Below are 20166 nucleotides of genomic sequence, written 5' to 3' on the forward strand. Positions count from 1 at the left end.
TGCATTTTTCATGTAAAGGTTTACATTTTGATAATCCCACGTCCGCTTTGCACCTTGCCCCGCCACCCTGTAGCATCCGGGCAAGCAATCAAAGGCCCGCCCCTTGTCGAACTCCCCCGCCACCATCGAAGACGTTGCCCGCATTGCGGAGGTGTCGATCGCCACAGTGTCCCGCGCGATTCATCTGCCCGAAAAGGTCGCGGTGTCGACCCGGCTGAAGGTCAACCAAGCGATTGCGCTGACCGGATACACCCCGAACGCCATGGCGCGCAGCCTGCGCTTGGGCAAATCCAACATGATCCTTGTGGTGGCCCCCGACATCGGTGATCCCAACTTTTCCAGCATCCTCGTGGGGTTAGAAAACGAAGCCCGCGCGCATGGCTACGGTGTGCTGATCGGCCATACCCAGAATGACGCCCAGCGCGGTATGGAATATCTGAAATTCTTCAGCTCGAACCAAGCCGCTGGGATGATCCTGTTCACCGGGATTCTACCTTTTGGCCACCAGTCAATGACCGCCCGCCTGCCGCCCACCGTGGGCGTGTTTGAACCCGTGTTCAACGGCGGCATCCCTTACGTTGGCGTCGATGATCTGGAAGGCGCGCGCAAGGCGGTCGAATTGCTGATCTCGGAAGGCCACCGCAAAATTGCCTTCATCGGCGAGAATCGCAGCCGCCTCGCCTATTCCCGCCGCCGCCTGGGATGCGAGGCGGGTCTGGACGCCGCAGGGATTCCGGCGGCGTCCCGGATGGTGATCGAAGGCGATGGCACCATCGAAAGCGGGCGGCTGGCGGTGGATCAATTGTTTCTGCGTGACACCCTGCCCACCGCCTTCATGTGCGTCAACGACCAGACCGCCATCGGCGTGATGCTCGGCCTGACCGCGCGCGGCTACGACGTGCCGCGCGATTTCTCGGTGACCGGGTTTGACGATGTGCCGCAGGCCTCGTTCATCCAGCCCTCATTGACCACGATCCGCCAACCACGCGGACTGATTGGCAAACACGCGATGACATTGCTGTTGCAACTGTTGTCCGACACCCAACCGGATAAAACCGAAATCCTGCTGCGCCCTGATCTGGTGGTACGCAATTCGGTCGGCCCGCCGCCGCGTCGCTAACGCAACCCCAACCGCGCCGCATCAAAGCCAGCCTCGGCAAAGATCGCCAACAGGCGCGCATCGAAACTGTCCGCCGTCATATCCAGACAGTTCAGCCCGAAATACCAATACAACGCCCGCGCATAATCGGGCGGATCGGCCAAAGCCCGCGCCAAAGCCGCCTCAAACCCGGCAGGAGCCTGCGCGGTCTGCACAAACGCCGCAAAATCAGATCGTCCGAACAGCACCGCCGGTTTGCCGTGCAAAAACCCCTCTAACGCCGTTGCCGAATTGATCGACACCGTAGCGACACAAGCGGCCAGAATGTCATGCACATTGGCATCTGTGGCGATCGGCGCATGGCCTTTCGTCCGCACCGCTGCGATGATCTCCGCGCCCAACTCTGGCTTCAACGGATGCGGCTTGACCAGCACCGGACGGCCCCCAGCGCCCACGCAAACCGCCTCGACCATCGCCGCAAAGCTGCAATAGGCCTGCCCATTCCTTTGCGGCGCTGGCCCTTGCAGGAAAACCGCAATCGCGCCCTGCGGCAGATCGCTGACCGCACGCACCTGCTTATAGCGCGAGCGTCGTGGCACCGCGAAGCGCTGCTGCAACGCGCCCAGATGGGCCACCGCCGCCACCCCATCAACCGCCGCCGGATCATAGTGCAAGCTGCCAATCCGGCTCGCCGCTTGAATCCCCACCGGATCGACGTGGAAAAACCCCTCCAGATAGGCCGTCGCTGCGTTCAGAACTCCAAGGCGCTCGCCGCTGCCGTTCTCGACGATATGCAGATTGCCGTCCGGGCGATAGCGCTTGCCATCGAAGCCCTCAATCAGATCAACCACCCCGCCCCGCGCCACAATGCTGTCGCGAATCCGGCTATAAAGCAGTGCGTTGCCTGCCTCTAGCCGCGCCAGCATGTAGCCAGGGAGATGCAGCACAACCTGGGCTGTCACAGCCGCGCCTCGACCACCGCCACCGCCGCCGCGATCGCGGCCTCTATCGGCAACTCTGACGTATCAATCACCACTGCATCAGAGGCTGGCCGTAACGGAGCCTCCGCCCGCCCCATATCCCGCGCATCGCGTTCCATCACTTCCGCCAGCACCCGCGCCGCATCGCCGCCGACCTCCAGCCAGCGCCGATGCGCCCGCACTTCCGCGCTGGCGGTGACATACAGCTTCACCTCGGCCTGCGGACAAATCACCGTGCCAATGTCGCGGCCATCCAGCACGGCACCACCCTGCGCCCGTGCAAACCGCCGCTGAAAATCGACCAAAGCCGCCCGCACCTCTGGGATCACCGCCACCACACTCGCCGCCTGCCCCGCCGCAAGCGAGCGCAGATCATCCCGCGCCAAATCTGCCGCCGTCAAACCTCGCGCCGCCACCACCGGATCACCGCCCAACGCGCCAACCGCCCGATACAACAGCCCGGTATCCAGATGCGCAAAGCCAAACCGCGCCGCCAGGGCCCGCCCAATCGTGCCCTTGCCCGCCGCCGCAGGCCCATCAATGGCCACTGTAAAGCGCATGGTCATCCTCTGTGCTCAAATATCCTGAGGGTGCGTAGAAGTTTGCTACGAAGTAGCGAAGAAACTTCGTAGCGGGGGGCTAGCCCCCAAGTCGCCCTAACCTAGCTGTCCAGCTTACGCGGCGCTTCCGGGGGATAGGCATAGGCGTTCGACACGATCATGCCGCCCTGCTCCAACACTTCCGACACCGCATCATCTTCCTCGAACTGGAATTCATAGGCGTCAAACGGAAACGCCTTGGCATCCACCAAGCCTTCCAGCGAGATAATCACAATGCCCTCGGCCTCAAAATCCTCGACCAACTGCTGCAAGGCTGCGGCAGCGGTTTCGGCCTTGATCACCGCCAGCTGATAATGCCCGCCGTATTCGCCTTCATCCTCATCGGCCCATTCCATATCAAACGCGTCGATGCAGACAGCATAACAGCCCGAGGCCACGCCATCCGACTCGTCCGGCTCGAACGGATGCGCTTCCGAGACACAAATCTCGCCCGAGCCTTGGGCGGTTTCCGCCATGTCATCAATGTCGACCTCAAACGGCAGAATGTCATCTTCAAACGCCTCAACCGCACCGGCGTGCAGCACGCGGTCCAGCCGCAAGCCATTGACAGAAATCGAATTTGCCAAGGTTGCCAAGGCTTCCGACAGATCCTCTGCCGTCAGCACAAAAAACCGCGCCTCGCCGCCATAATCCGCGCCATCTGGCATATTGGCCGGGCCTTCCGGGTCGAACACCTCGACGGCTGCATAAAAAGTTCCCATCTGATGCCCTTCCTATGGCGTAAGAACAGGCCGCACCTGCGCGCCTTTGCGCCTCTATACTCCGCCGCGAAACCAAGCGCCACCAGACCTAAGGCCATCGTTGGCGTAGGGTGGGGTTTCACCCCACCGCACCGTGCATCAGCCGTGCACGTCCTGTTTTCGCCACAGACTCCACAGCGCCAAAGCCACTGCCAGCCCCAGACAGACAAATTTCAGCCCCGTCACCACCATCAGCCGCGCCGTTTCGCCGCCCGCGCCTTTGATGCCAAATTCCAGCAAGCTTGCAACGGCCCTGTTCTCGATCACATCGAAGCCAATAAAGCACACGGCGGGTACAGCCCAGACCCAACCCCGCCGCCAAACCGCCGCGATCAAGGTCGCCGCAAGGCAGATCATCAAGGCAGAGTCGGCGGTATGAAGTCGGCCAAGGTAGGTGGCTTTGGCAGCCGGGGGCAGGTCGGCAAGATAGGTCTGCGCCTGCTCCAGGCTGTAAAGATGCAGATCGAACGGCGGCAGATCCCCGACATAAACCTGCGCCGCGTAGGATCGCCAAACGCCGTAAGCAAGCGCGGTGGCTATCGGCAGAACCCAATACAGATATTTCATCCCACCCCCCGCCATTGTTGCGGCAAGGCGATCATGCTCTGTCGGTTCGGTCAAGCATGCTGCATCAAAGGTTAAGAAAGCCTTAAATCGACTACCCTAACCTATTGATTTTATGGGATGTAAAAAGGTCCCGAGTTGGGACCCCCCAAATCCTACTGCCCGCCCTGGCTCAAAGTTGCGCCCAAGCCGGTCATCAAGCCCTCAAAGATCGGGAACGACGTCACGATGGGTGAGGCATCATCAACCGAAACCGGGTTCTTCGCAGCCATCCCCAGCACCAGAAAAGACATCGCAATCCTGTGATCAATATGGGTCGCACAGGTCGCCCCACCCGGAACGCCGCCAGCCCCCAAACCGTAGACGATGAGAGTATCCTCATCTTCCTCGATCTTCACGCCGCAAGCCTCAAGTCCCCGCGCCATCGCGTCGATGCGGTCGGATTCCTTGACCCGAAGCTCCTTCACCCCGCGCATGATCGTTTTGCCCGTCGAACAGGCCGCCACCACCGACAGGATCGGATATTCATCAATCATCGACGGCGCGCGCTCGGGCGGCACCTCGATGCCCTTCATGTTGTCACTGAAGCGCACCCGCAGATCAGCGACAGGCTCGCCCCCCTCGGTGCGCGGGTTTTGAAACTCAATCTGCGCACCCATCTCGACCAACGTCAGATAGAGGCCGTTGCGGGTCAGGTTCTGGCTGACGCCAGGCACGAAAATGTCCGAACCTTCGACGATCAACGCCGCGCACACCGGAAACGCCGCCGAAGAGGGATCACGCGGCACCGCCACGGTTTGCGGGCGCAGTTCGGGCTGTCCGGTCAAAGTGATGACATTGCCCTCGGTGGTTTTCTCGACGGTCAGTTGCGCGCCAAAGCCCAGCAGCATCCGCTCGGAATGATCCCGCGTCGGTTCGCGTTCAATCACCACCGTCTGCCCCGGCGCGTTCAGTCCCGCCAACAGCACCGCCGATTTCACCTGCGCCGAAGCCACCGGAAGCGCATAGCGCACCGGAACCGGATTGGCGGCACCCACCACAGTCATCGGCAAGCGCCCACCTTTACGCCCGTAAGCCTGCGTGCCGAACAGGCTGAGCGGATCGGTCACCCGCCCCATTGGCCGCTTGCGCAAAGACGCATCGCCGGTGAAGGTCGCGGTCATTGGCGTCGTCGCCATCGTCCCCATGATCAAGCGCACGCCAGTGCCCGAGTTGCCGCAATCAATCACATCGCTGGGTTCCTGAAAGCCACCCACGCCGACGCCAAGCACCGACCAAGCCCCCGGCCCATGCTGCAGAACTGTCGCCCCAAACGCCCGCATTGCTTTGGCGGTATCCAGCACGTCTTGGCCTTCCAGCAGCCCGGTGATCTTGGTCTCGCCCACCGCCATCGCGCCAAAAATCAGCGCACGGTGGCTGATCGACTTGTCCCCCGGCACCGAAGCGGTGCCTTTCAGTGGCCCAGATTTCGAGGCGGTCATCGGTTGGGCGGTGGCATAGGCGGACATCGGCACTCTCCTGCGCGGAATTTGCAAGCCTGATAGCGCAAGCAAGGGCCGGGGTCCACGGTTGACCTGACAAGGGCTGCGTGCTTGGCCCCCATCGAGGGGGCACGCGCACACTGCTGCCGCAGGATGGGTTTGTTGCGTGGGGTTGGGGCGACATCGTAGAGCCTCCGGCGGGAGTATTTCAAAAAGAGCAACTACTTAAGGATTTGCTCTTTCTGAAATACTCCCGCGCGGAGCGCATCCGACTGGTGTTTCAGGCGTTACGCTGGAAGGTTAGGTAATGCGGTGGGCGGCCTTCGCGCAGGGCTTTTTGCTCGTAACGAGTCGAGAGCCAATCTAACCACGGCTGCTCGCCCTGATCCAGCAAGGTGAATCCCGCTTGTGGGACTTCTTCCAGCGTTTGGCGGACGTAATCGGGGATGTCGGTGGCGACGCGGAGTTCGGCACCGGGTTGCAAGGTGCGCGCAAGGGCGGTCAGGTAGCCTTGGGTGACGAAGCGGCGGCGGTGGTGGCGGGCTTTCGGCCAAGGGTCGGGGTAGTTCAGAAAGGCTTTGGCGATGGATGCCGGGGGCAACACGTCGAACAGTTCGCGTACATCGCCGGGGTGGATGGCGAGGTTGGTGACGTTTGCGGCGCGGATTTTGCCCAGAAGCATGGCGATGCCATTCACAAAGGGCTCGCAGCCGATAATGGCGATATCGGGATAGGTGGCGGCCATGTGGACCAAATGCTCGCCACCGCCGAAGCCGATTTCCAGCCAGAGCGGCTTGTCTTCAAAGCGCGCAAGTTCGACGGGCAGGCGTTCGGGGTTATCTTCCCGCGCCACACCCGGCAGGCTGAGGCGGTCGAGGTCTTCCTCCAGATAGGTCTTCTGGCTGGCGCGCAGGGTTTTGCCATGCACGCGACCGTAGAAATTGCGGCGTTCAACGGGATCATACATGGCTTTGGCCTCGTGGTTGGACTGTCGCCTCTAGCCTTGGTTTGCGGTCTGCGTCAACCCCGGCCCCGATAGATAGGGGGCAACGCCTTGGTTGGGAGTCAGACGGCTTCGGGCGGGGTTCCGGTCTGCCAGAACACATCAATCGGGATGCCACCGCGTGGAAACCAATATGCGCCGATGCTCAGCCAGACCGGATCAATCAGGGCGACCAGTTTCTTGCCGATGTCCAAGGTGCAATCCTCGTGGAACGCGCCGTGGTTGCGGAAACTGCCAAGGTAAAGTTTCAGCGATTTGCTCTCGACCAGTCAGCGCGCGGCACATAGTCGATGACGATATGGGCAAAATCTGGTTGGCCAGTCATCGGGTAGATCGAGGTGAAATCAGGCGCGGTCAAGCGCACGCAAAAGAGTGTGCCGGCATGGCCTGCGGGTACTTTTTCGAGCACAGCTTGATCGGGGCCTGCGGGCAAAGCCGTGGCCGCACCCAACTGGGCGAGGCCGGATACATCTTTGCTGGTCATTCTGCTATCCTCGCGACGAAGGGGGCGACCGAGCACCGCTGGAGTAAGCCGTCAAGCAAAGGCTCAGCCGCGTTGAATCAGCGCAAGGCCCCCAACCATCGCCAAAAGCCCCGCCGCACGGGTGACGGTGACAGTGTGCACCGCCGCGCCGAACAGGCCGAACTGGTCGATCAGGGTGGCTGCGATCATTTGGCCAAGCAGCACGCAGAACACCGCATTGCCGACGCCAAAGCGCGGCGCGACAAAGGTGATCGACAACACATAGAAGGCGACGAACAGGCCCGCTGCAAACAGATGTTTCGGCTGCGCAGGCATGGCGGCGAAGGCTGAAGCCTGACCGGAAAACACCAGTACGAGGACGCAGGCCAGTAAGGCAACTGTGAACAGCACCACCGATGCCGCCACCGGTGCGCCAATCCGTGCGCCCAGCTGGGAATTGAGTGCCGCGAGGATCGGGATGCCGATGCCCGCCAGCAGCATGATCAGGGCGTACCGCGTTGTGTCACTATGCATTTGGCGGATTCCCAAGGCTGTGATGTCTGGCGTCCGGTTGGCGCGGATGCGCCTTGGTCTTGAAACCCGTTGATTTCGCCAGATGCATTGCCTTGCGGGCGGCGACGTGGGTAAACCAAGCCATCGCCGCCCGCAAGTTCGGAATTAAACCGCCGCTTTCAACGCGTCAATCAAATCGGTCTTCTCCCACGAGAAACCACCGTCGGCTTCCGGGGCGCGCCCGAAATGGCCGTAGGCGGAAGTGCGGGCATAGATCGGTTTGGTCAGGTGCAGATGCTCGCGGATGCCGCGCGGGGTCAGATCCATACAGGCGGCGACGGCGCGCTCGATCACATCATCGGGCGCAACGCCGGTGCCGTGGGTATTGACGTAGATCGACTGTGGCTCGGCCACGCCAATTGCATAGGACACCTGCAAGGTGCAGCGATCCGCAAGGCCCGCGGCGACGATGTTCTTCGACAGGTAGCGCGCGGCATAGGCCGCCGAGCGGTCGACCTTGGTCGGATCTTTGCCCGAGAACGCACCGCCACCATGCGGTGCAGCGCCGCCGTAGGTATCGACGATGATCTTGCGGCCCGTCAAACCTGCGTCACCATCTGGCCCACCAATCACAAACGTCCCTGTCGGGTTAACGTGCCACACGGTCGCATCGGTCAGCCATTCTGCCGGAAGGATTTCGCGGATGTAAGGCTCCACGATCGCACGGATATCGGCGGAGGATTGTTTTTTGCCGGTGTGCTGATGCGAAAGAACGATCGAGGTCACTTCTACCGGCTTGCCATCAACATAGCGCAGTGACAGCTGGCTTTTGGCATCGGGCCCCAAAGTCGGCTCTGCGCCGGATTTGCGCGCTTCCGCCAAGCGTTTCAGGATCGCATGGGCGTATTGGATCGGGGCCGGCATCAGTTCCGGCGTCTCGCGGCAGGCATAACCGAACATGATGCCCTGATCGCCCGCACCGTCTTTATCCACGCCCTGCGCGATATGAGCGGATTGTTCGTGCAGGTAGTTGTGAACCTTGATCTTTTCCCAATGGAATTTCTTCTGCTCGTAGCCGATGTCCTTGACGCAAGCCCGCACGATGTCTTCGACACGCTCGACCATCTCGGCGGTCTTTTTCTCGGTCGAAAGGCCAACTTCACCGCCGACAACCACCCTGTTGGTGGTGGCGAACGTCTCACACGCCACACGCGCGTTCGGCTCTTCGGTCAGGAAGGCATCGAGGATGGCATCTGACACCCGGTCGCAGAGTTTGTCAGGATGGCCCTCGGACACGGATTCCGAGGTGAAAATGTAGTTTTGGCGGCTCATGGGGAAGTGCTCCGTTGGGTTATCCTCGCACGCCAGGAAGCCGTTGTGCGGGTTTTATCGGTCTGCCTTAGACCCAATCCAGCGTAAAGGTCAAGGGTGGGACCGTTTGCGTGGCCGGATCAGGGCGGCTGCGAGTCCGGCCAGCAACACCAGAAGCGGGATCTCGCCGAATCGCGCGTAGGGGGTGGCAGGCAAGGCGGCGGGAAGGGGCGCGTCAAGGTAGCTGGCGATTTCAAATGGCAGGCTGGCGGTGATACGGCCGCGTGCATCATAGACCGCTGTAACGCCGGTATTGCCGACGCGGACCAGCGGCAGTCCCTGTTCAATCGCGCGCAGGCGGGCTTGGGCGGCGTGCTGATACGGCCCGGTCCACCGGCCAAACCACGCGTCATTGGTGATTTGCAGCAGCCAATCGGGCCGCTCGGTGCCCCGCAGGTCTTGTGGGAACACCGCCTCGTAGCAGATCAGCGGCAGAGCGCGCCCCAGTTTCGGGCCAAGATCAAGCAGTTGCGGACCGGGCCCGGCCATATAGCCATTGCCAACCTGTGACGCAAAAGCCGAGATATTGGCCCATTGGAACAACGCGTCACCCAACGGGATGTATTCACCGAACGGCACAAGATGGTGCTTGTCATAGGTGGCGCTTGTCTTGCCATCCGGGGCGATCACCGCGAGCGAGTTCCACGCCTTGTCACCCTCCACCCGCTGCATCCCGATAGCGACCGGGGCGCCACCGCCCGCACTGGCGATCATGCCGCCGATTTCGGGGTGACGGTCGAGCAGATAGGGCAATGCGGTTTCTGGCCAGATCACCAAATCGGGGGTGGGTTTCACCGCAGTCAGGCTAAGCAGGCGGTCAAAGAACTGCTGCGCAAGCGCTGGGTCCCATTTCGCCTGCTGTTCGGCATTTGGCTGCACAAGGCGCAGGGTGACGAGGCGGTCAGCGGGCATCGGTTGCGCGAGGGCCCATGCGCCAAAGCCCCAAGCGGCGGCGAGGCTGGCTAGTGCCAAGCCCACTGACAGCGGGCGGCACAAGGCAAGGCCAGCAGCAAGCAATCCTGTCAGCAGCGATAGCCCGCTTGGCCCGAGATATGCCGCCAGTTGCGCGACGGGGGTGTCGATCCAGATATGGCCGATCAGCGTCCACGGAAATCCGGTCAGCACATAGCCGCGCAAAAGGTCGGTGGCAGCGAGGGCGATCGCGAAGCCGAGCGTGGGGTTGCGACAGTAGCGGCTTAAAAAACCTGCCAAAGCCCAAAACAACGCCATTCCGAAGGCCATGATCACCAGCGCGAACGGGGCCATCCAGCCATCGCGCGCGGCATCGACCATGAAGGGCTGCACGATCCAGTTGAGGGCGGCGGCGAAATACCCGGCGCCTGCGAACCATGCCAGCCAGATCGGCGCAGGACTGCGCCCGATCAGCCTGCACAACCCTGCCAAGGCGGGGAGGCTAAGATACCATGCCCCTAGCGGTGCCTGGCCACAGGCTGCCAGCACCCCCAGTACAGCCGCCAAGCCAACGCCCGACAGACCGGGCCAGCCCGCCCTGATCTTGCGGAGCATCTTAGCCTTCCACCTCGGGCACCACAGCCTGGGCCACCACCGGCGCTATCGCCCCCGGCAGCCGCACCCGCAGGCGTTTGATCCGGCGCGGGTCAGCATCCAACACCTCAAACTCCGCCCCGGATTCATGCGGCACGATCTCACCCCGCACCGGAACCCGACCCGTGCGCAGGAACACCAGCCCACCCAAAGTGTCGATATCCTCGTCATCTTCGCCATTGCGCAGGGTCATGCCGATGGCAGCCTCGAAATCATCTAGCGACACGGTGGACTGTGCCACGAACACACCCGGCGATTCCTCGCTCCAGAGCGCGCCTTCAATCTCGTCGTGTTCGTCCTCAATCTCGCCAATCACCGTCTCGATCAGGTCTTCGATGGTCACCAAACCGTCAACGCCGCCGTATTCGTCGATCACCAAAGCCATATGTACTCGGTCGCGCTGCATCTTCTGCAACAAGGTCGCGGCGGGCATCGACGGCGGCGCGAACAACACCGGACGCAGCAGTTTCTTCAGCGAGAACCGCCCAGACGCGCCAAAACCATGCTGCAAGGCCAGATCCTTCAGTAAAACCAAGCCCTGCGGATGATCCAACGTGCCCTTGTAGACCGGCAAGCGACTAAAGCCATGCTGGCGAAACGCCTCAACCAGATCCTCCTTGCCGATGTCCAGCGGCACGGCGGCAATTTCGACCTTGGGGATGGCGACATCATCGACCCGCAATCTGCGCAGGTTGCTTAACCCCAGCAGGCCGCCTTTTGCGGGCGTCAGCGCCGCCGCTTCCTCGTCGCCCTCGCTGCTGTCAGAGGAGTTGAAGGCGGACAACAGCCGCCCGAAGAATCCGCGTGTCGAGGCCTCGGCCTCATCGGCATCCGCGCGCGACTTTGGCGCTGCGGGTAACCCGTCGTTGCTACTGCCCATTGGTCCTTGTTCCAAAACGCCCCGAGGGGCCAATGCTCTTAGTATGGGTCAGAAAGCCCTAGACGCGCAAGTATCCGCACCTCGGTGGCTTCCATCAGATCGCCGTCCGCGGCACGGATGTGATCATAACCCAGCAGATGTAACAGCCCATGCACGATCAAATGTGTCACATGTTCGGCCAAGGGCTTGCCCGCTTCGGTCGCCTCAAGCGCGCAAGTGTCATAAGAGATCGCGATGTCGCCCAGGGATTCGGGATCGTCCGCCGAACCCGGTTGCGGCAGATCGGGCACTTCGCCCGCATCCGCGCCACGTTCTTCCGATGGCCAACTCAGCACATTGGTCGGCTTGGCCTTGCCGCGAAAATCGCCGTTCAGCTCTAGAATCCGCGCATCATTGCAGCCCATCAGACACAGGGTAAAGCCTCCCTCGGCCAGCCCAAGTTCTGCAAAACTTGCGCGCACAGCGGGTTCAGCGAGGGATTGCAGCCCCAAAGCTTCCCAACGCGCATCTTCAAAGACGATATCAACAAGTGGTTCCATCTCGCCTAGCTATAGAGACTGGGCGCGCTCATCAAGCCTATCGGCTTTGTTCGCTTCAAATGGCGCACCCGTGCCACGCCGCGAACAAAACCGTCAGGCTTGATGAGCCGCGCGTATCAGCCTTGCGCTTCGTCGCGCTCGTAAGCCTCGATCACGCGCGCCACCAGCGGGTGCCGCACCACGTCTTTCGAGGTGAAATAGTTGAAAGTCACGCCCTTCACCCCTTTCAAAATCCGCTCGGCATCTTGCAACCCGGACGCGGTGCCACGCGGCAAATCGACCTGCGTGCGGTCACCGGTGATCACCATGCGCGAACCCTCCCCAAGACGGGTCAGGAACATCTTCATCTGCATGGTGGTGGAGTTTTGTGCCTCATCCAGCACCACGAAAGCATTGGACAAAGTGCGGCCCCGCATAAAGGCCAGCGGTGCAATTTCGATGCGTTTTTCCTCCAGCAGCTTTTGGATCTGCTTTGCGGGCAAGAAATCGTTCAGCGCATCGTACAAAGGCTGCATATAGGGGTCGATTTTTTCCTTCATATCGCCGGGCAGAAAGCCCAACCGCTCGCCCGCTTCGACCGCCGGACGCGACAGGATGATCTTTTCGACCGCGCCCGAGATCAGCATGGTGACGCCAACAGCGACCGCGAGATAGGTCTTCCCCGTACCCGCAGGCCCGATGCCAAAGCCCATCTCATTGGCGAAAAGGTTTTTCACATACTCCTTCTGCGCCTCGGTCCGCGGTTCAATCGGCTTTTTACGGGTGCGGAGTTCGATGCCACCGCCGGTAAACATCTCAATCTGATCAGAGGCTTCCAGTTTGGTATCCGGCATTGGCCGCCCCATCCGCATCGCGCCGTCAATGTCGCCCGCCGCTACGCTGCGGCCCTGTTCAAGCCGCGCATACAAAGACCGCAGCACCGCCGCCGCCTGTTCGCGCGCGCCCTTGTCGCCGATGACGGACAAGCGGTTGCCCCGTCGCAGCACATGCACCCCCATCTGGTGCTCGATCTGCGCCAAATTGCGGTCAAACTCGCCGCAAAGGCTGATCAAAAGCCGGTTATCGGGAAATTCGAGGACAGTCTCGACAATATCCTCGGAACGGGTCGGGGGCGTTAGCGCGCTGATGCCCAAAGGGATCTCCTTGCGGTTCAGGTGACGTCTAAATGTAGTGTAGACCTGCCAAAGACTCTGGCAAGAACAACCTGCATGGTCTTGATATCAAAGTGATGACAGCGACATCTTTGCGCAAGAACCGGGCAATAAAAAAAGACCACGGAAGCATCCCGTGGTCTGTGCTATGTTTTAGCCTGTGCGCGACGATTAGCGGACGTTCGGCACCCAGTCTTTGATCGGTGCCGACGAGGTCTGGTAATTGCCCAAAACCGTTCCCGGCGGATAGTGGTTGTTGCAGACCGGCAGGCCAGACACCGGATCGTAACGGCGACCAGAATAGCCTTCGATACCGTCATCAATGATCCAGCCTTGACAACCATCAGGGTCATAGGCGATGGCGGCTTCGCCTTCGACCAAAGCAGAGCTATCCCGGCCCGTGTCATGCGCGGCTGCAATCACAGTATTCGGACTTGCTGTGTACGGAACAAGGCCAGTGCCCTCGCAGGCGCTGAGGCTGATTGCGGCAAGTGCCAGAAGCGGAAAAGCTTTGAGTTTTGACATGTTCATCACCATCACCACTTGTAGCAGACGACTTCGACGCGGCGGTTTTGCTGCATCCCTTCGGCGGTTGCGTTGGTGGCGCGCGGCTGACGCTCACCATAGCCAATCTCACGATCCACCATGGCGCCGACCGAGCGGGCAACAGCAGCAACCGAAGCAGCACGGCGCTGCGACAGTTTGATGTTGTACTCATCCGAGGCGCGGCTGTCGGTGTGGCCATAAACGGCATAACCAAACGCGCCCGAATTCTGGAAGAAATCGGTCAGGTAGCGGCGGCCATAAGCGGTCAGCTTAGAGCTGTCGGTGGCAAACAATGTGTCGGTGTTTTGCACCAGACAGGTGTTGCGCTTCAGACAAACAGGCTTGCCTGTCTTGGGATTAACACGGTCGAGCATATAGCCTTCGGCACCGCCATCTGCCCACCAGTGCATACAGCCGTCGTCATCAACCCATACGCCCCACTGGATCTTGCCGGCGATTTGCGGCGCTGTCTGCGCCACCGCCCCACTTGCCATCATCAGGCCCGCAGCCATTGCTGCGCCCCCGATTGCCATTCGCACTGCTCTGGAAAAACGCTCCACTGTGGCAGCTCCCCTTTAACCATTCGGAATTCACATAGATATGAGCGAAGGTTTGCCGAGGCGGTCTTGTGAAGTAAAGCAAAATCTATGGGTTTATGGCTTTTTCAAGACTAATTGTTGCGTGTCTGACTATAAATTTGGCCCGCGCAACGCACTGCTGGCGGAATGGAAACGATGCCGGTTGCATGGCAATCAGGAAATACGCCCGCCTGCCAAAGAGTTGGACGACGAAGCTAAGATTCTCACCCGCACCATCTCTCCCACCTTGCCATTCGGATCATTGACGAACACCGCATGCAGGTGATCAGACTTGCCAATCATCTGCCCAGCCTCACGCCCGGCCTTCTCATAAAGCACGCTCACTTCGCGCCCGACCATCGAATGTTGCACGCCGCGCTGTTGTTCGGTGAGCAGGGCTTGCAGGGTTTGCAGGCGGGCATCGGCGACGGCGCTGTCGATCTCGGGCTTTTCCGCAGCCGGAGTGCCGGGGCGGGCGGAGTATTTGAAGCTGTAGGCCATGCCATAGTTAACCGTGCGGATCAGTGCCAGGGTGTCTTCAAAATCCTGATCGGTTTCGCCGGGGAACCCGACGATAAAATCTGATGACAGCAAAATATCTGGCCGCGCCGCACGGATGCGTTCGATCAGGCGCAGGTAGGCTTCGGCGGTGTGCTTGCGATTCATCGCCTTCAGGATGCGATCCGAGCCCGACTGCACGGGCAGGTGAAGATAGGGCATCAATTTCGGCAGATCGCCATGTGCTGCGATCAGGTCGTCATCCATATCGTTGGGGTGACTGGTTGTGTAACGGATGCGCTGCAACCCGTCGATTTCAGCGAGTTCGCGGATCAGGCGAGACAGCGTCCAGCCGCCGCCGTGATACGCATTCACATTCTGCCCCAGCAGGGTCAGATCGCGCACGCCTTTTTCGACCAAGCCGCGCGCTTCGGTCAGGATGCGCTGCGGGTCACGCGATACCTCGGAACCACGGGTATAGGGCACCACGCAGAAGGCGCAGAACTTGTCGCAGCCTTCCTGCACGGTCAGAAACGCCATAGGGCCACGGCTGGCCTTCCGCTCGGGCAAAAGATCGAACTTATCTTCCAGCGGGAAATCGGTATCGACCTGCGGCGTGCCTGCCCGCGCCATTTCCGGCAAGCGGTGATAGGATTGTGGCCCAACTACCAGATCAACAATCGGCATCCGCCGCATGATCTCGGCACCTTCGGCCTGCGCCACGCAGCCCGCCACGCCGATCTTCACATCCGGCCGCGCCAGTTTCAGCTTTTTCAGCCGCCCCAGATCGGAATACAGCTTTTCACCCGCCTTCTCGCGAATGTGGCAAGTGTTCAGCAGTACCATATCGGCGTCTTCGGCAGTGTCGGTCGTGACATAGCCATCCGCGCCCATAGCCTCGGCCATACGCTCGGAATCATAGACGTTCATCTGACAGCCGTATGTCTTGATGAACAATTTCTTCGGATCGGCCATGACGCACCCCTGTCTGGGCTGTTGATCTATGCCAAACAGCGCCCCTTCGCAACGCCGGGGCTTGCGTTGCAGGGATTGTTAACGGATTCTGCCGCAAATAAGCCAAAGGCAGTTGGGCAGGGCATGAAGTATACGTCGCTTAATCAGTTTCTGGCCGAGGCCAAGGGTGCCTTGGCGAAAGGCCCGCTTGCCTTGATCTTTGCCGAAGACGCGGTTGAGGTGGATACCACCGTCCGCCACCATCTTGAGGCTGGCTTCGTGCAGCTTGCCCTGTTTGCCCCCGATGCCATTCCAGTATCGGCAGAACTAGAGGCGAAAATCCACCGCATCCCCTATGAGGCCCCGACGGTGGAGGCTTTGGTCGAGGCGGTGAACAAGGTGATCGCCGCCGCCCCCGGCATTTGGCTTTATTACTGCTACAACACCGAATATCTGTTCTTCCCGTTCTGCGAGACCCGCAATATCCGCGAAATGCTGTCCTTCCACAGCGAAGAACGCCGCGATGCAGTGCTGTCTTATGTCGTCGATCTGTACGCCAATGACCTGAACATCTATCCCAATGCGGTGTCACTGGATCATGCGCACCTGGACAAATCCGGCTATTACGCCTTGGGTCGGCCTGATCTGGCGAACCACAACTACCCGAAAGAGCGTCAGTTGGATTTCTTTGGCGGGCTGCGCTGGCGGTTTGAAGAACATATCCCAGTGCCGCGCCGCAAGATTGATCGGATTGCTTTGTTCCGTACCAAACCGGGGCTAACCCTTCGATCGGATTTTACTTTGTCGGATGAAGAATACAACACCTACGCCTGCCCGTGGCACCACAACATCACCACCGCCATCGTCAGCTTTCGCACCGCGAAAGCCCTGCGCTCGAACGCGGGCTCGCGCTTTGATATCCTTGATTTCAAATGGCACAACTCGACGCCGTTTGATTGGCACAGCCAGCAGTTGATGGATCTGGGGCTGATGGAGCCTGGGCAGTGGTTTTAAGCCCGTGCAGCGATGGCGTTGAGTTGAGCCAAGTGGCCTTCGTCTAGCCTTAGGCTCGCCGCCGCGATATTGCCGCGCAGATGGGCGCGGCGCGACGTGCCGGGGATCAGCAGAATGTTCGGGCTGCGCTGCAACAGCCACGTGAGGGCCACAGCTTGCGCGGTTTGGCCCAGATCATCCGCCACTTGCTTCAGCCCATCGCTTTGCAGTGGCGTGAAGCCACCCAGCGGGAAATACGGTACATAGGCGATGCCATCCGCCGCCAAGGCGTCAACCATCGCGTCATCGGCGCGGTGGACCAGATTGTAGTGATTCTGCACACAGACAATCGGCGCAATGTCGCGGGCGACGGCAAGCTGAGCTGCATCCACCGTGCTGACGCCGATATGTGCGATCATCCCTTCGTCTTGCATCTGCCGCATCACCTGCATCGGCGCGGCAATGTCATCGGCGGGGCCACCCATCCGCAGGTTTACAATCGCCATTTGGTCAAGGCCCAGCCGTTTCAGATTGTCCTCAACCGATTGGCGCAGAAAATCGGCGCTACGGTCCAGAATCCAGCCGCCCTTGTCATCGCGCCAAGCGCCGATTTTGGTCACCAACACCAGATTGGCGGTATAAGGAAACAACGCCTCGCGGATCAATGCGTTGGTCACAAACGGGCCGTAGAAATCGCTGGTGTCGATATGATCGACCCCCAAAGCCAAAGCCTCGCGCAGCACGGCGCGAGCCTCATCTGGGTCGGCGGGCGGGCCGAAGGCATGATGCCCGGCCAGTTGCATCGCGCCATAGCCCATGCGATTGACGGAAAGTTCGGTGCTGGGGAAGGTGAAACGCCCGGCGGCTGCGGCTGTCTTGGTCATGGTGTTGCTCCTGTTGATACGCCAAAAATAGCCGTTCGGTAGAAATTGATAATCCGCCAGAATCCGAATAGGTTGATCGGCATGTCGAACAATGCCGCCTCGCTTGACGATCTACAGGTATTTCTTGCCGTGACCGAGGCAGGCGGTTTTCGCACAGCCGCGCGCCGCTTGGGTCTGTCGGCCTCAACTGTCAGCGAAACCATCACCCGGCTGGAGACCAGCATCGGCGCGCCCTTGCTGACCCGCACCACCCGCAGCGTGATGCCGACTGAGGCCGGGCGCATCCTTGCCGCCCGGATCGCGCCGCTGCTGTCCGAGACGCGAGCGGCGCTGAACGATGCCCAAAGCGTGCAAGGGCAGGTGCGCGGCAGGCTGAAGCTGAACGTGCCCGGAGCCGTGATGGTGGATATTTTACCGCCACTGCTCGACCTCTATATGGCGCGTTACCCCGAGGTTCGGGTCGAGGTGGTGGTGGATGACCGCCTTGTCGATGTCACCGCCGCCGATTGCGACGCGGGCATCCGCTATGGCGAGCATCTGGCGCAGGATATGATCGCGGTGCCGATTGGCCCCGTCGTGCAACATGCTGCACTGGTCGCAGCGCCCGCCTATCTGGCCGCACACGGAACACCGCTGCACCCGAATGATCTCACCGTGCATTGCTGCATCCGCACCCGCTTTTCCAGCGGAGCCTTGACCGACTGGACGTTTCAGCGTGGGGCCGAGGTGATAGCCCTTGATCCAACCGCCAAGCTGGTGCTTGGCACTGCCGCGTCCGCCGCCGCGATCAACCTTGCCATCGCCGGACGCGGTCTGATCTTTGCCTTTCAGAACTGGCTACAACCGCATCTGGACAGCGGCGCGCTGGTGGCGGTGCTGCCCGAGTGGTGGCCGGAATTTGACGGCCCCCGGCTGTATTTCTCCAGTCGGTTCATGCCCGCCCCATTGCGCGCCTTCGTGGAGCTGGTAGCGGAAGATCGCGCCAAACGGCCCAGCCTTAGACCAGCGCAGCCCGGTTGACGATCAGTGCCGGGTCAAGTTTGCCGTTGAGGAAATCCAACACATCCTGCACCGAAGCCACCGCCATCCGCTCGGCACTTTCCGCGGTCAGCCCGGCGATGTTTGGCGTCAGGATCACCTGATCAAACCCCAGAAGCGGGTGATCTGGCAAGGGTGGTTCGGCCTCGAACACATCCAACCCCGCAGCACCGCTATGGCCCAAGCGCAAGGCCCGCACCAAGGCGAGTTCATCGAGAATGCCGCCGCGCGCCGCGTTGATCACGATGCTCCCCGGCTTCATCTGCGCCATCTCCACCGCGCCCAAGCCAGCCCGTCAGCCAGCGCAGCCACCGAGGCAACCGTCCCCTTCGGCCAGCCCTGCGCCGCAAGGTAAGGGTCATGCGCATGGATCTCCATGCCGAACCCCGAAGCCATCCGCGCCAGATGGTGCCCGATCCGGCTATAGCCCAAGATCATCAGGCGCTTGCCAGAAATCTCGCTCGCCTTTAGCCGATTGCGCCAACCCCATGGCCCCTGCCGGGTGCTGGCATCCGCCCGGATCAAGCGCTTTGCACAAGCCAAGAACAGCATCATCGCGTGTTCGGCCACCGAGACCGAATTCACATCGCCCACGATGCACAGCGGAATCCGCCGCGCGTTCAGCGCCATCAGATCGACCGCATCATAGCCAACGCCATGACGTGAGACGATTTGCAACTCGCGCGCGCGGGAGATGCTGGCGGCGTCCAGCGGTTGGGTGCGGATCACCAGCGCATCGGCGCGGGCCAGATAGGGCTGATGCGAGGCCTCGGAAATCTCCTCAATATGGTCAAACGTCACGCCCTCTGCGGCGCCCAGCAGCGCCAACCCTGCCGGATGCAACTTCCCCGCCACCACGATTTGCGGCATCAATAGGCCCCCTTTTCGACCTTGGCCTCGCTGTTGGTCAGAACGCGAAACCGGGTCACCGCCGCCCCGGCAGAGCCGCCGCCAGAAAACGCCCCCCCACTATGGTCAGAAACCCCCAGCCAATCGCACGGGCCGCATACTCGGCGTGCCGCAATGCAACCCCGCGCGCAGGCCATTCGCTTTGCACGCGGCGAGAATCTGCTGAATGGCGGCGATCATCTCGGGTTCCTTGCGGTCAAAACCCCCCGGAGCCAACTTGCCCCCCGTCAGCGACAAGGTCAGACCGGCTGGCCCGATATACAGCCCATCCAAGGCCGGCGTGGTAGCAATCGCGTCCAAATTTGCCATTGCTTCGGCGGTCTCGATCATCGCGAAGCCAAGGATATTGTCATGCGCCTCGCCCGCGTAATTCGCCCCCGCCGCAAACGAGACCCGTGTCGGCACAAAGCTGCGCTGGCCCAAAAGGGGATAGCGCAGGTAGCTAACGAAACGCACGGCATCCTCGGCGGTGTTGACCATCGGGCCGATGATGCCATACGCTCCGGCATCCAGCGCCTTCATCACGATCCCCGGCTCGTTCCACGGCACACGCGCCATCAGCACAGCACCACTCGCCCGCATCGCTTGGAACATCGGCAGCAGGTTGGAATAATCCAAAGCGCCGTGCTGCATATTAATATATCAATGGTCACAGAATCAAAGCCCTGAGCCGCCATGATCTCGGCGGTGAACGGATTGCCGATGCTGCACCACCCGTTGATCGCAGGTTTACCCTGTGCCCAGAGCGCTTTCAGTGTGTTCGCGATCATGTCCTTGCCTCCAATCGACATTGCAG

General features: G+C 61.0%; 22 protein-coding genes, 1 pseudogene and 1 riboswitch. Of the genes and pseudogenes, 3 read left to right on the forward strand and 20 right to left on the reverse strand.

Annotated features, from left to right (window positions below):
* Window positions 1-103 precede the first annotated feature (103 nt).
* Window positions 104-1120: a LacI family DNA-binding transcriptional regulator gene (locus tag Q7V03_RS07625; RefSeq protein ID WP_304925007.1), complete on the forward strand. Its 1017-nt coding sequence runs from the start codon at window positions 104-106 to the stop codon at window positions 1118-1120.
* Here Q7V03_RS07625 and Q7V03_RS07630 read toward each other — a convergent pair.
* The 16 genes and pseudogenes from Q7V03_RS07630 to miaB all read right to left on the reverse strand — a co-directional run bounded on the left by Q7V03_RS07630 (window position 1117) and on the right by miaB (window position 15567).
* Window positions 1117-2061: a hypothetical protein gene (locus Q7V03_RS07630; protein WP_304925008.1), complete on the reverse strand. Its 945-nt coding sequence runs from the start codon at window positions 2059-2061 to the stop codon at window positions 1117-1119. The genes Q7V03_RS07625 and Q7V03_RS07630 overlap by 4 nt on opposite strands.
* Entirely contained in the window at window positions 2058-2639 is a 582-nt protein-coding gene (locus tag Q7V03_RS07635) for a d(CMP) kinase (protein WP_304925009.1), read from the reverse strand. Before Q7V03_RS07635 ends, Q7V03_RS07630 begins: the two co-directional genes overlap by 4 nt.
* A 101-nt stretch (window positions 2640-2740) precedes the next feature.
* Window positions 2741-3400 (reverse strand): hypothetical protein, encoded by a 660-nt coding sequence (locus tag Q7V03_RS07640; protein WP_304925010.1) that lies wholly within the window; start codon window positions 3398-3400, stop codon window positions 2741-2743.
* 138 nt (window positions 3401-3538) lie between these two features.
* Entirely contained in the window at window positions 3539-4060 is a 522-nt protein-coding gene (locus tag Q7V03_RS07645; protein ID WP_304925011.1) for a hypothetical protein, read from the reverse strand.
* A 98-nt stretch (window positions 4061-4158) separates the two neighbouring features.
* Window positions 4159-5511 (reverse strand): 3-phosphoshikimate 1-carboxyvinyltransferase, encoded by a 1353-nt coding sequence (gene aroA, locus Q7V03_RS07650; protein WP_304925012.1) that lies wholly within the window; start codon window positions 5509-5511, stop codon window positions 4159-4161.
* Window positions 5512-5764: 253 nt separating this feature from the next.
* A complete protein-coding gene (locus tag Q7V03_RS07655) occupies window positions 5765-6451 on the reverse strand; it encodes a tRNA (guanosine(46)-N(7))-methyltransferase TrmB (RefSeq protein ID WP_304925013.1) in 687 nt (228 codons plus the stop codon).
* A gap of 98 nt (window positions 6452-6549) precedes the next feature.
* Window positions 6550-6971, reverse strand: a pseudogene (gene queF / locus Q7V03_RS07660) (preQ(1) synthase).
* Between the two features lie 63 nt (window positions 6972-7034).
* Window positions 7035-7484 (reverse strand): DMT family transporter, encoded by a 450-nt coding sequence (locus tag Q7V03_RS07665; RefSeq protein WP_304925014.1) that lies wholly within the window; start codon window positions 7482-7484, stop codon window positions 7035-7037.
* 144 nt (window positions 7485-7628) lie between these two features.
* Window positions 7629-8795: a methionine adenosyltransferase gene (metK, locus tag Q7V03_RS07670; RefSeq protein ID WP_304925015.1), complete on the reverse strand. Its 1167-nt coding sequence runs from the start codon at window positions 8793-8795 to the stop codon at window positions 7629-7631.
* Between the two features lie 7 nt (window positions 8796-8802).
* A riboswitch (SAM-SAH riboswitch) is annotated at window positions 8803-8850 on the reverse strand.
* A 35-nt stretch (window positions 8851-8885) separates the two neighbouring features.
* Entirely contained in the window at window positions 8886-10361 is a 1476-nt protein-coding gene (gene lnt, locus Q7V03_RS07675) for an apolipoprotein N-acyltransferase (RefSeq protein WP_304925016.1), read from the reverse strand.
* A gap of 1 nt (window position 10362) precedes the next feature.
* Window positions 10363-11280, reverse strand: coding sequence for a transporter associated domain-containing protein (locus tag Q7V03_RS07680; RefSeq protein ID WP_304925017.1), 918 nt, complete (start codon window positions 11278-11280; stop codon window positions 10363-10365).
* Window positions 11281-11318: 38 nt separating this feature from the next.
* Window positions 11319-11819 (reverse strand): rRNA maturation RNase YbeY, encoded by a 501-nt coding sequence (ybeY, locus tag Q7V03_RS07685; RefSeq protein WP_304925018.1) that lies wholly within the window; start codon window positions 11817-11819, stop codon window positions 11319-11321.
* A gap of 116 nt (window positions 11820-11935) precedes the next feature.
* Window positions 11936-12952 (reverse strand): PhoH family protein, encoded by a 1017-nt coding sequence (locus Q7V03_RS07690; protein WP_304925019.1) that lies wholly within the window; start codon window positions 12950-12952, stop codon window positions 11936-11938.
* Between the two features lie 189 nt (window positions 12953-13141).
* Complete coding sequence (locus tag Q7V03_RS07695) at window positions 13142-13495, reverse strand: hypothetical protein (RefSeq protein ID WP_304925020.1); 354 nt, start codon at window positions 13493-13495, stop codon at window positions 13142-13144.
* 11 nt (window positions 13496-13506) lie between these two features.
* Window positions 13507-14049: an OmpA family protein gene (locus Q7V03_RS07700; protein ID WP_304925021.1), complete on the reverse strand. Its 543-nt coding sequence runs from the start codon at window positions 14047-14049 to the stop codon at window positions 13507-13509.
* A gap of 219 nt (window positions 14050-14268) precedes the next feature.
* Entirely contained in the window at window positions 14269-15567 is a 1299-nt protein-coding gene (gene miaB / locus Q7V03_RS07705) for a tRNA (N6-isopentenyl adenosine(37)-C2)-methylthiotransferase MiaB (RefSeq protein ID WP_304925022.1), read from the reverse strand.
* 123 nt (window positions 15568-15690) lie between these two features.
* On the opposite strand from miaB, the gene Q7V03_RS07710 reads away from it, so the two are divergent.
* Window positions 15691-16560: a hypothetical protein gene (locus Q7V03_RS07710; protein WP_304925023.1), complete on the forward strand. Its 870-nt coding sequence runs from the start codon at window positions 15691-15693 to the stop codon at window positions 16558-16560.
* Here Q7V03_RS07710 and Q7V03_RS07715 read toward each other — a convergent pair.
* The gene (locus tag Q7V03_RS07715) at window positions 16557-17423 is read right to left on the reverse strand and encodes an oxidoreductase (protein ID WP_304925024.1); all 867 of its coding nucleotides are present in this window, start codon (window positions 17421-17423) and stop codon (window positions 16557-16559) included. The two genes, Q7V03_RS07710 and Q7V03_RS07715, sit on opposite strands and share 4 nt — an antisense overlap.
* An 81-nt stretch (window positions 17424-17504) precedes the next feature.
* On the opposite strand from Q7V03_RS07715, the gene Q7V03_RS07720 reads away from it, so the two are divergent.
* The gene (locus tag Q7V03_RS07720; protein WP_304925025.1) at window positions 17505-18443 is read left to right on the forward strand and encodes a LysR family transcriptional regulator; all 939 of its coding nucleotides are present in this window, start codon (window positions 17505-17507) and stop codon (window positions 18441-18443) included.
* Here the strand turns inward: Q7V03_RS07720 and Q7V03_RS07725 are convergent.
* From Q7V03_RS07725 to Q7V03_RS07735, 3 genes are all read right to left on the reverse strand, one after another.
* Window positions 18421-18723, reverse strand: a complete 303-nt coding sequence (locus Q7V03_RS07725; protein ID WP_304925026.1) for an NAD(P)-dependent oxidoreductase — start codon at window positions 18721-18723, stop codon at window positions 18421-18423. The genes Q7V03_RS07720 and Q7V03_RS07725 overlap by 23 nt on opposite strands.
* On the reverse strand, window positions 18720-19331 hold the full coding sequence (locus Q7V03_RS07730) for an NAD(P)-dependent oxidoreductase (protein ID WP_304925027.1): 612 nt from the start codon (window positions 19329-19331) through the stop codon (window positions 18720-18722). Before Q7V03_RS07730 ends, Q7V03_RS07725 begins: the two co-directional genes overlap by 4 nt.
* Window positions 19332-19436: 105 nt before the next feature.
* Window positions 19437-20003 carry an HpcH/HpaI aldolase/citrate lyase family protein gene (locus Q7V03_RS07735; RefSeq protein ID WP_304925028.1) on the reverse strand — a complete coding sequence of 189 codons (567 nt, stop codon included), beginning with the start codon at window positions 20001-20003 and terminating at the stop codon, window positions 19437-19439.
* Window positions 20004-20166: the final 163 nt, after the last annotated feature.

The sequence above is a fragment of the Cypionkella sp. genome, from assembly GCF_030652235.1.
Lineage (GTDB): Bacteria > Pseudomonadota > Alphaproteobacteria > Rhodobacterales > Rhodobacteraceae > Cypionkella.

Excerpts from the sequence above, each read along its gene's own strand:
- Q7V03_RS07635 (WP_304925009.1), bottom strand. The coding sequence starts at position 2,639 with ATGCGCTTTACAGTGGCCATTGATGGGCCTGCGGCGGCGGGCAAGGGC.
- Q7V03_RS07640 (WP_304925010.1), bottom strand. The coding sequence starts at position 3,400 with ATGGGAACTTTTTATGCAGCCGTCGAGGTGTTCGACCCGGAAGGCCCG.
- aroA (WP_304925012.1), bottom strand. The coding sequence starts at position 5,511 with ATGTCCGCCTATGCCACCGCCCAACCGATGACCGCCTCGAAATCTGGG.
- Q7V03_RS07655 (WP_304925013.1), bottom strand. The coding sequence starts at position 6,451 with ATGTATGATCCCGTTGAACGCCGCAATTTCTACGGTCGCGTGCATGGC.
- Q7V03_RS07665 (WP_304925014.1), bottom strand. The coding sequence starts at position 7,484 with ATGCATAGTGACACAACGCGGTACGCCCTGATCATGCTGCTGGCGGGC.
- metK (WP_304925015.1), bottom strand. The coding sequence starts at position 8,795 with ATGAGCCGCCAAAACTACATTTTCACCTCGGAATCCGTGTCCGAGGGC.
- lnt (WP_304925016.1), bottom strand. The coding sequence starts at position 10,361 with ATGCTCCGCAAGATCAGGGCGGGCTGGCCCGGTCTGTCGGGCGTTGGC.
- Q7V03_RS07680 (WP_304925017.1), bottom strand. The coding sequence starts at position 11,280 with ATGGGCAGTAGCAACGACGGGTTACCCGCAGCGCCAAAGTCGCGCGCG.
- ybeY (WP_304925018.1), bottom strand. The coding sequence starts at position 11,819 with ATGGAACCACTTGTTGATATCGTCTTTGAAGATGCGCGTTGGGAAGCT.
- Q7V03_RS07695 (WP_304925020.1), bottom strand. The coding sequence starts at position 13,495 with ATGTCAAAACTCAAAGCTTTTCCGCTTCTGGCACTTGCCGCAATCAGC.
- Q7V03_RS07700 (WP_304925021.1), bottom strand. The coding sequence starts at position 14,049 with ATGGCAATCGGGGGCGCAGCAATGGCTGCGGGCCTGATGATGGCAAGT.
- miaB (WP_304925022.1), bottom strand. The coding sequence starts at position 15,567 with ATGGCCGATCCGAAGAAATTGTTCATCAAGACATACGGCTGTCAGATG.
- Q7V03_RS07710 (WP_304925023.1), top strand. The coding sequence starts at position 15,691 with ATGAAGTATACGTCGCTTAATCAGTTTCTGGCCGAGGCCAAGGGTGCC.
- Q7V03_RS07715 (WP_304925024.1), bottom strand. The coding sequence starts at position 17,423 with ATGACCAAGACAGCCGCAGCCGCCGGGCGTTTCACCTTCCCCAGCACC.
- Q7V03_RS07720 (WP_304925025.1), top strand. The coding sequence starts at position 17,505 with ATGTCGAACAATGCCGCCTCGCTTGACGATCTACAGGTATTTCTTGCC.
- Q7V03_RS07725 (WP_304925026.1), bottom strand. The coding sequence starts at position 18,723 with ATGAAGCCGGGGAGCATCGTGATCAACGCGGCGCGCGGCGGCATTCTC.
- Q7V03_RS07730 (WP_304925027.1), bottom strand. The coding sequence starts at position 19,331 with ATGCCGCAAATCGTGGTGGCGGGGAAGTTGCATCCGGCAGGGTTGGCG.
- Q7V03_RS07735 (WP_304925028.1), bottom strand. The coding sequence starts at position 20,003 with ATGCAGCACGGCGCTTTGGATTATTCCAACCTGCTGCCGATGTTCCAA.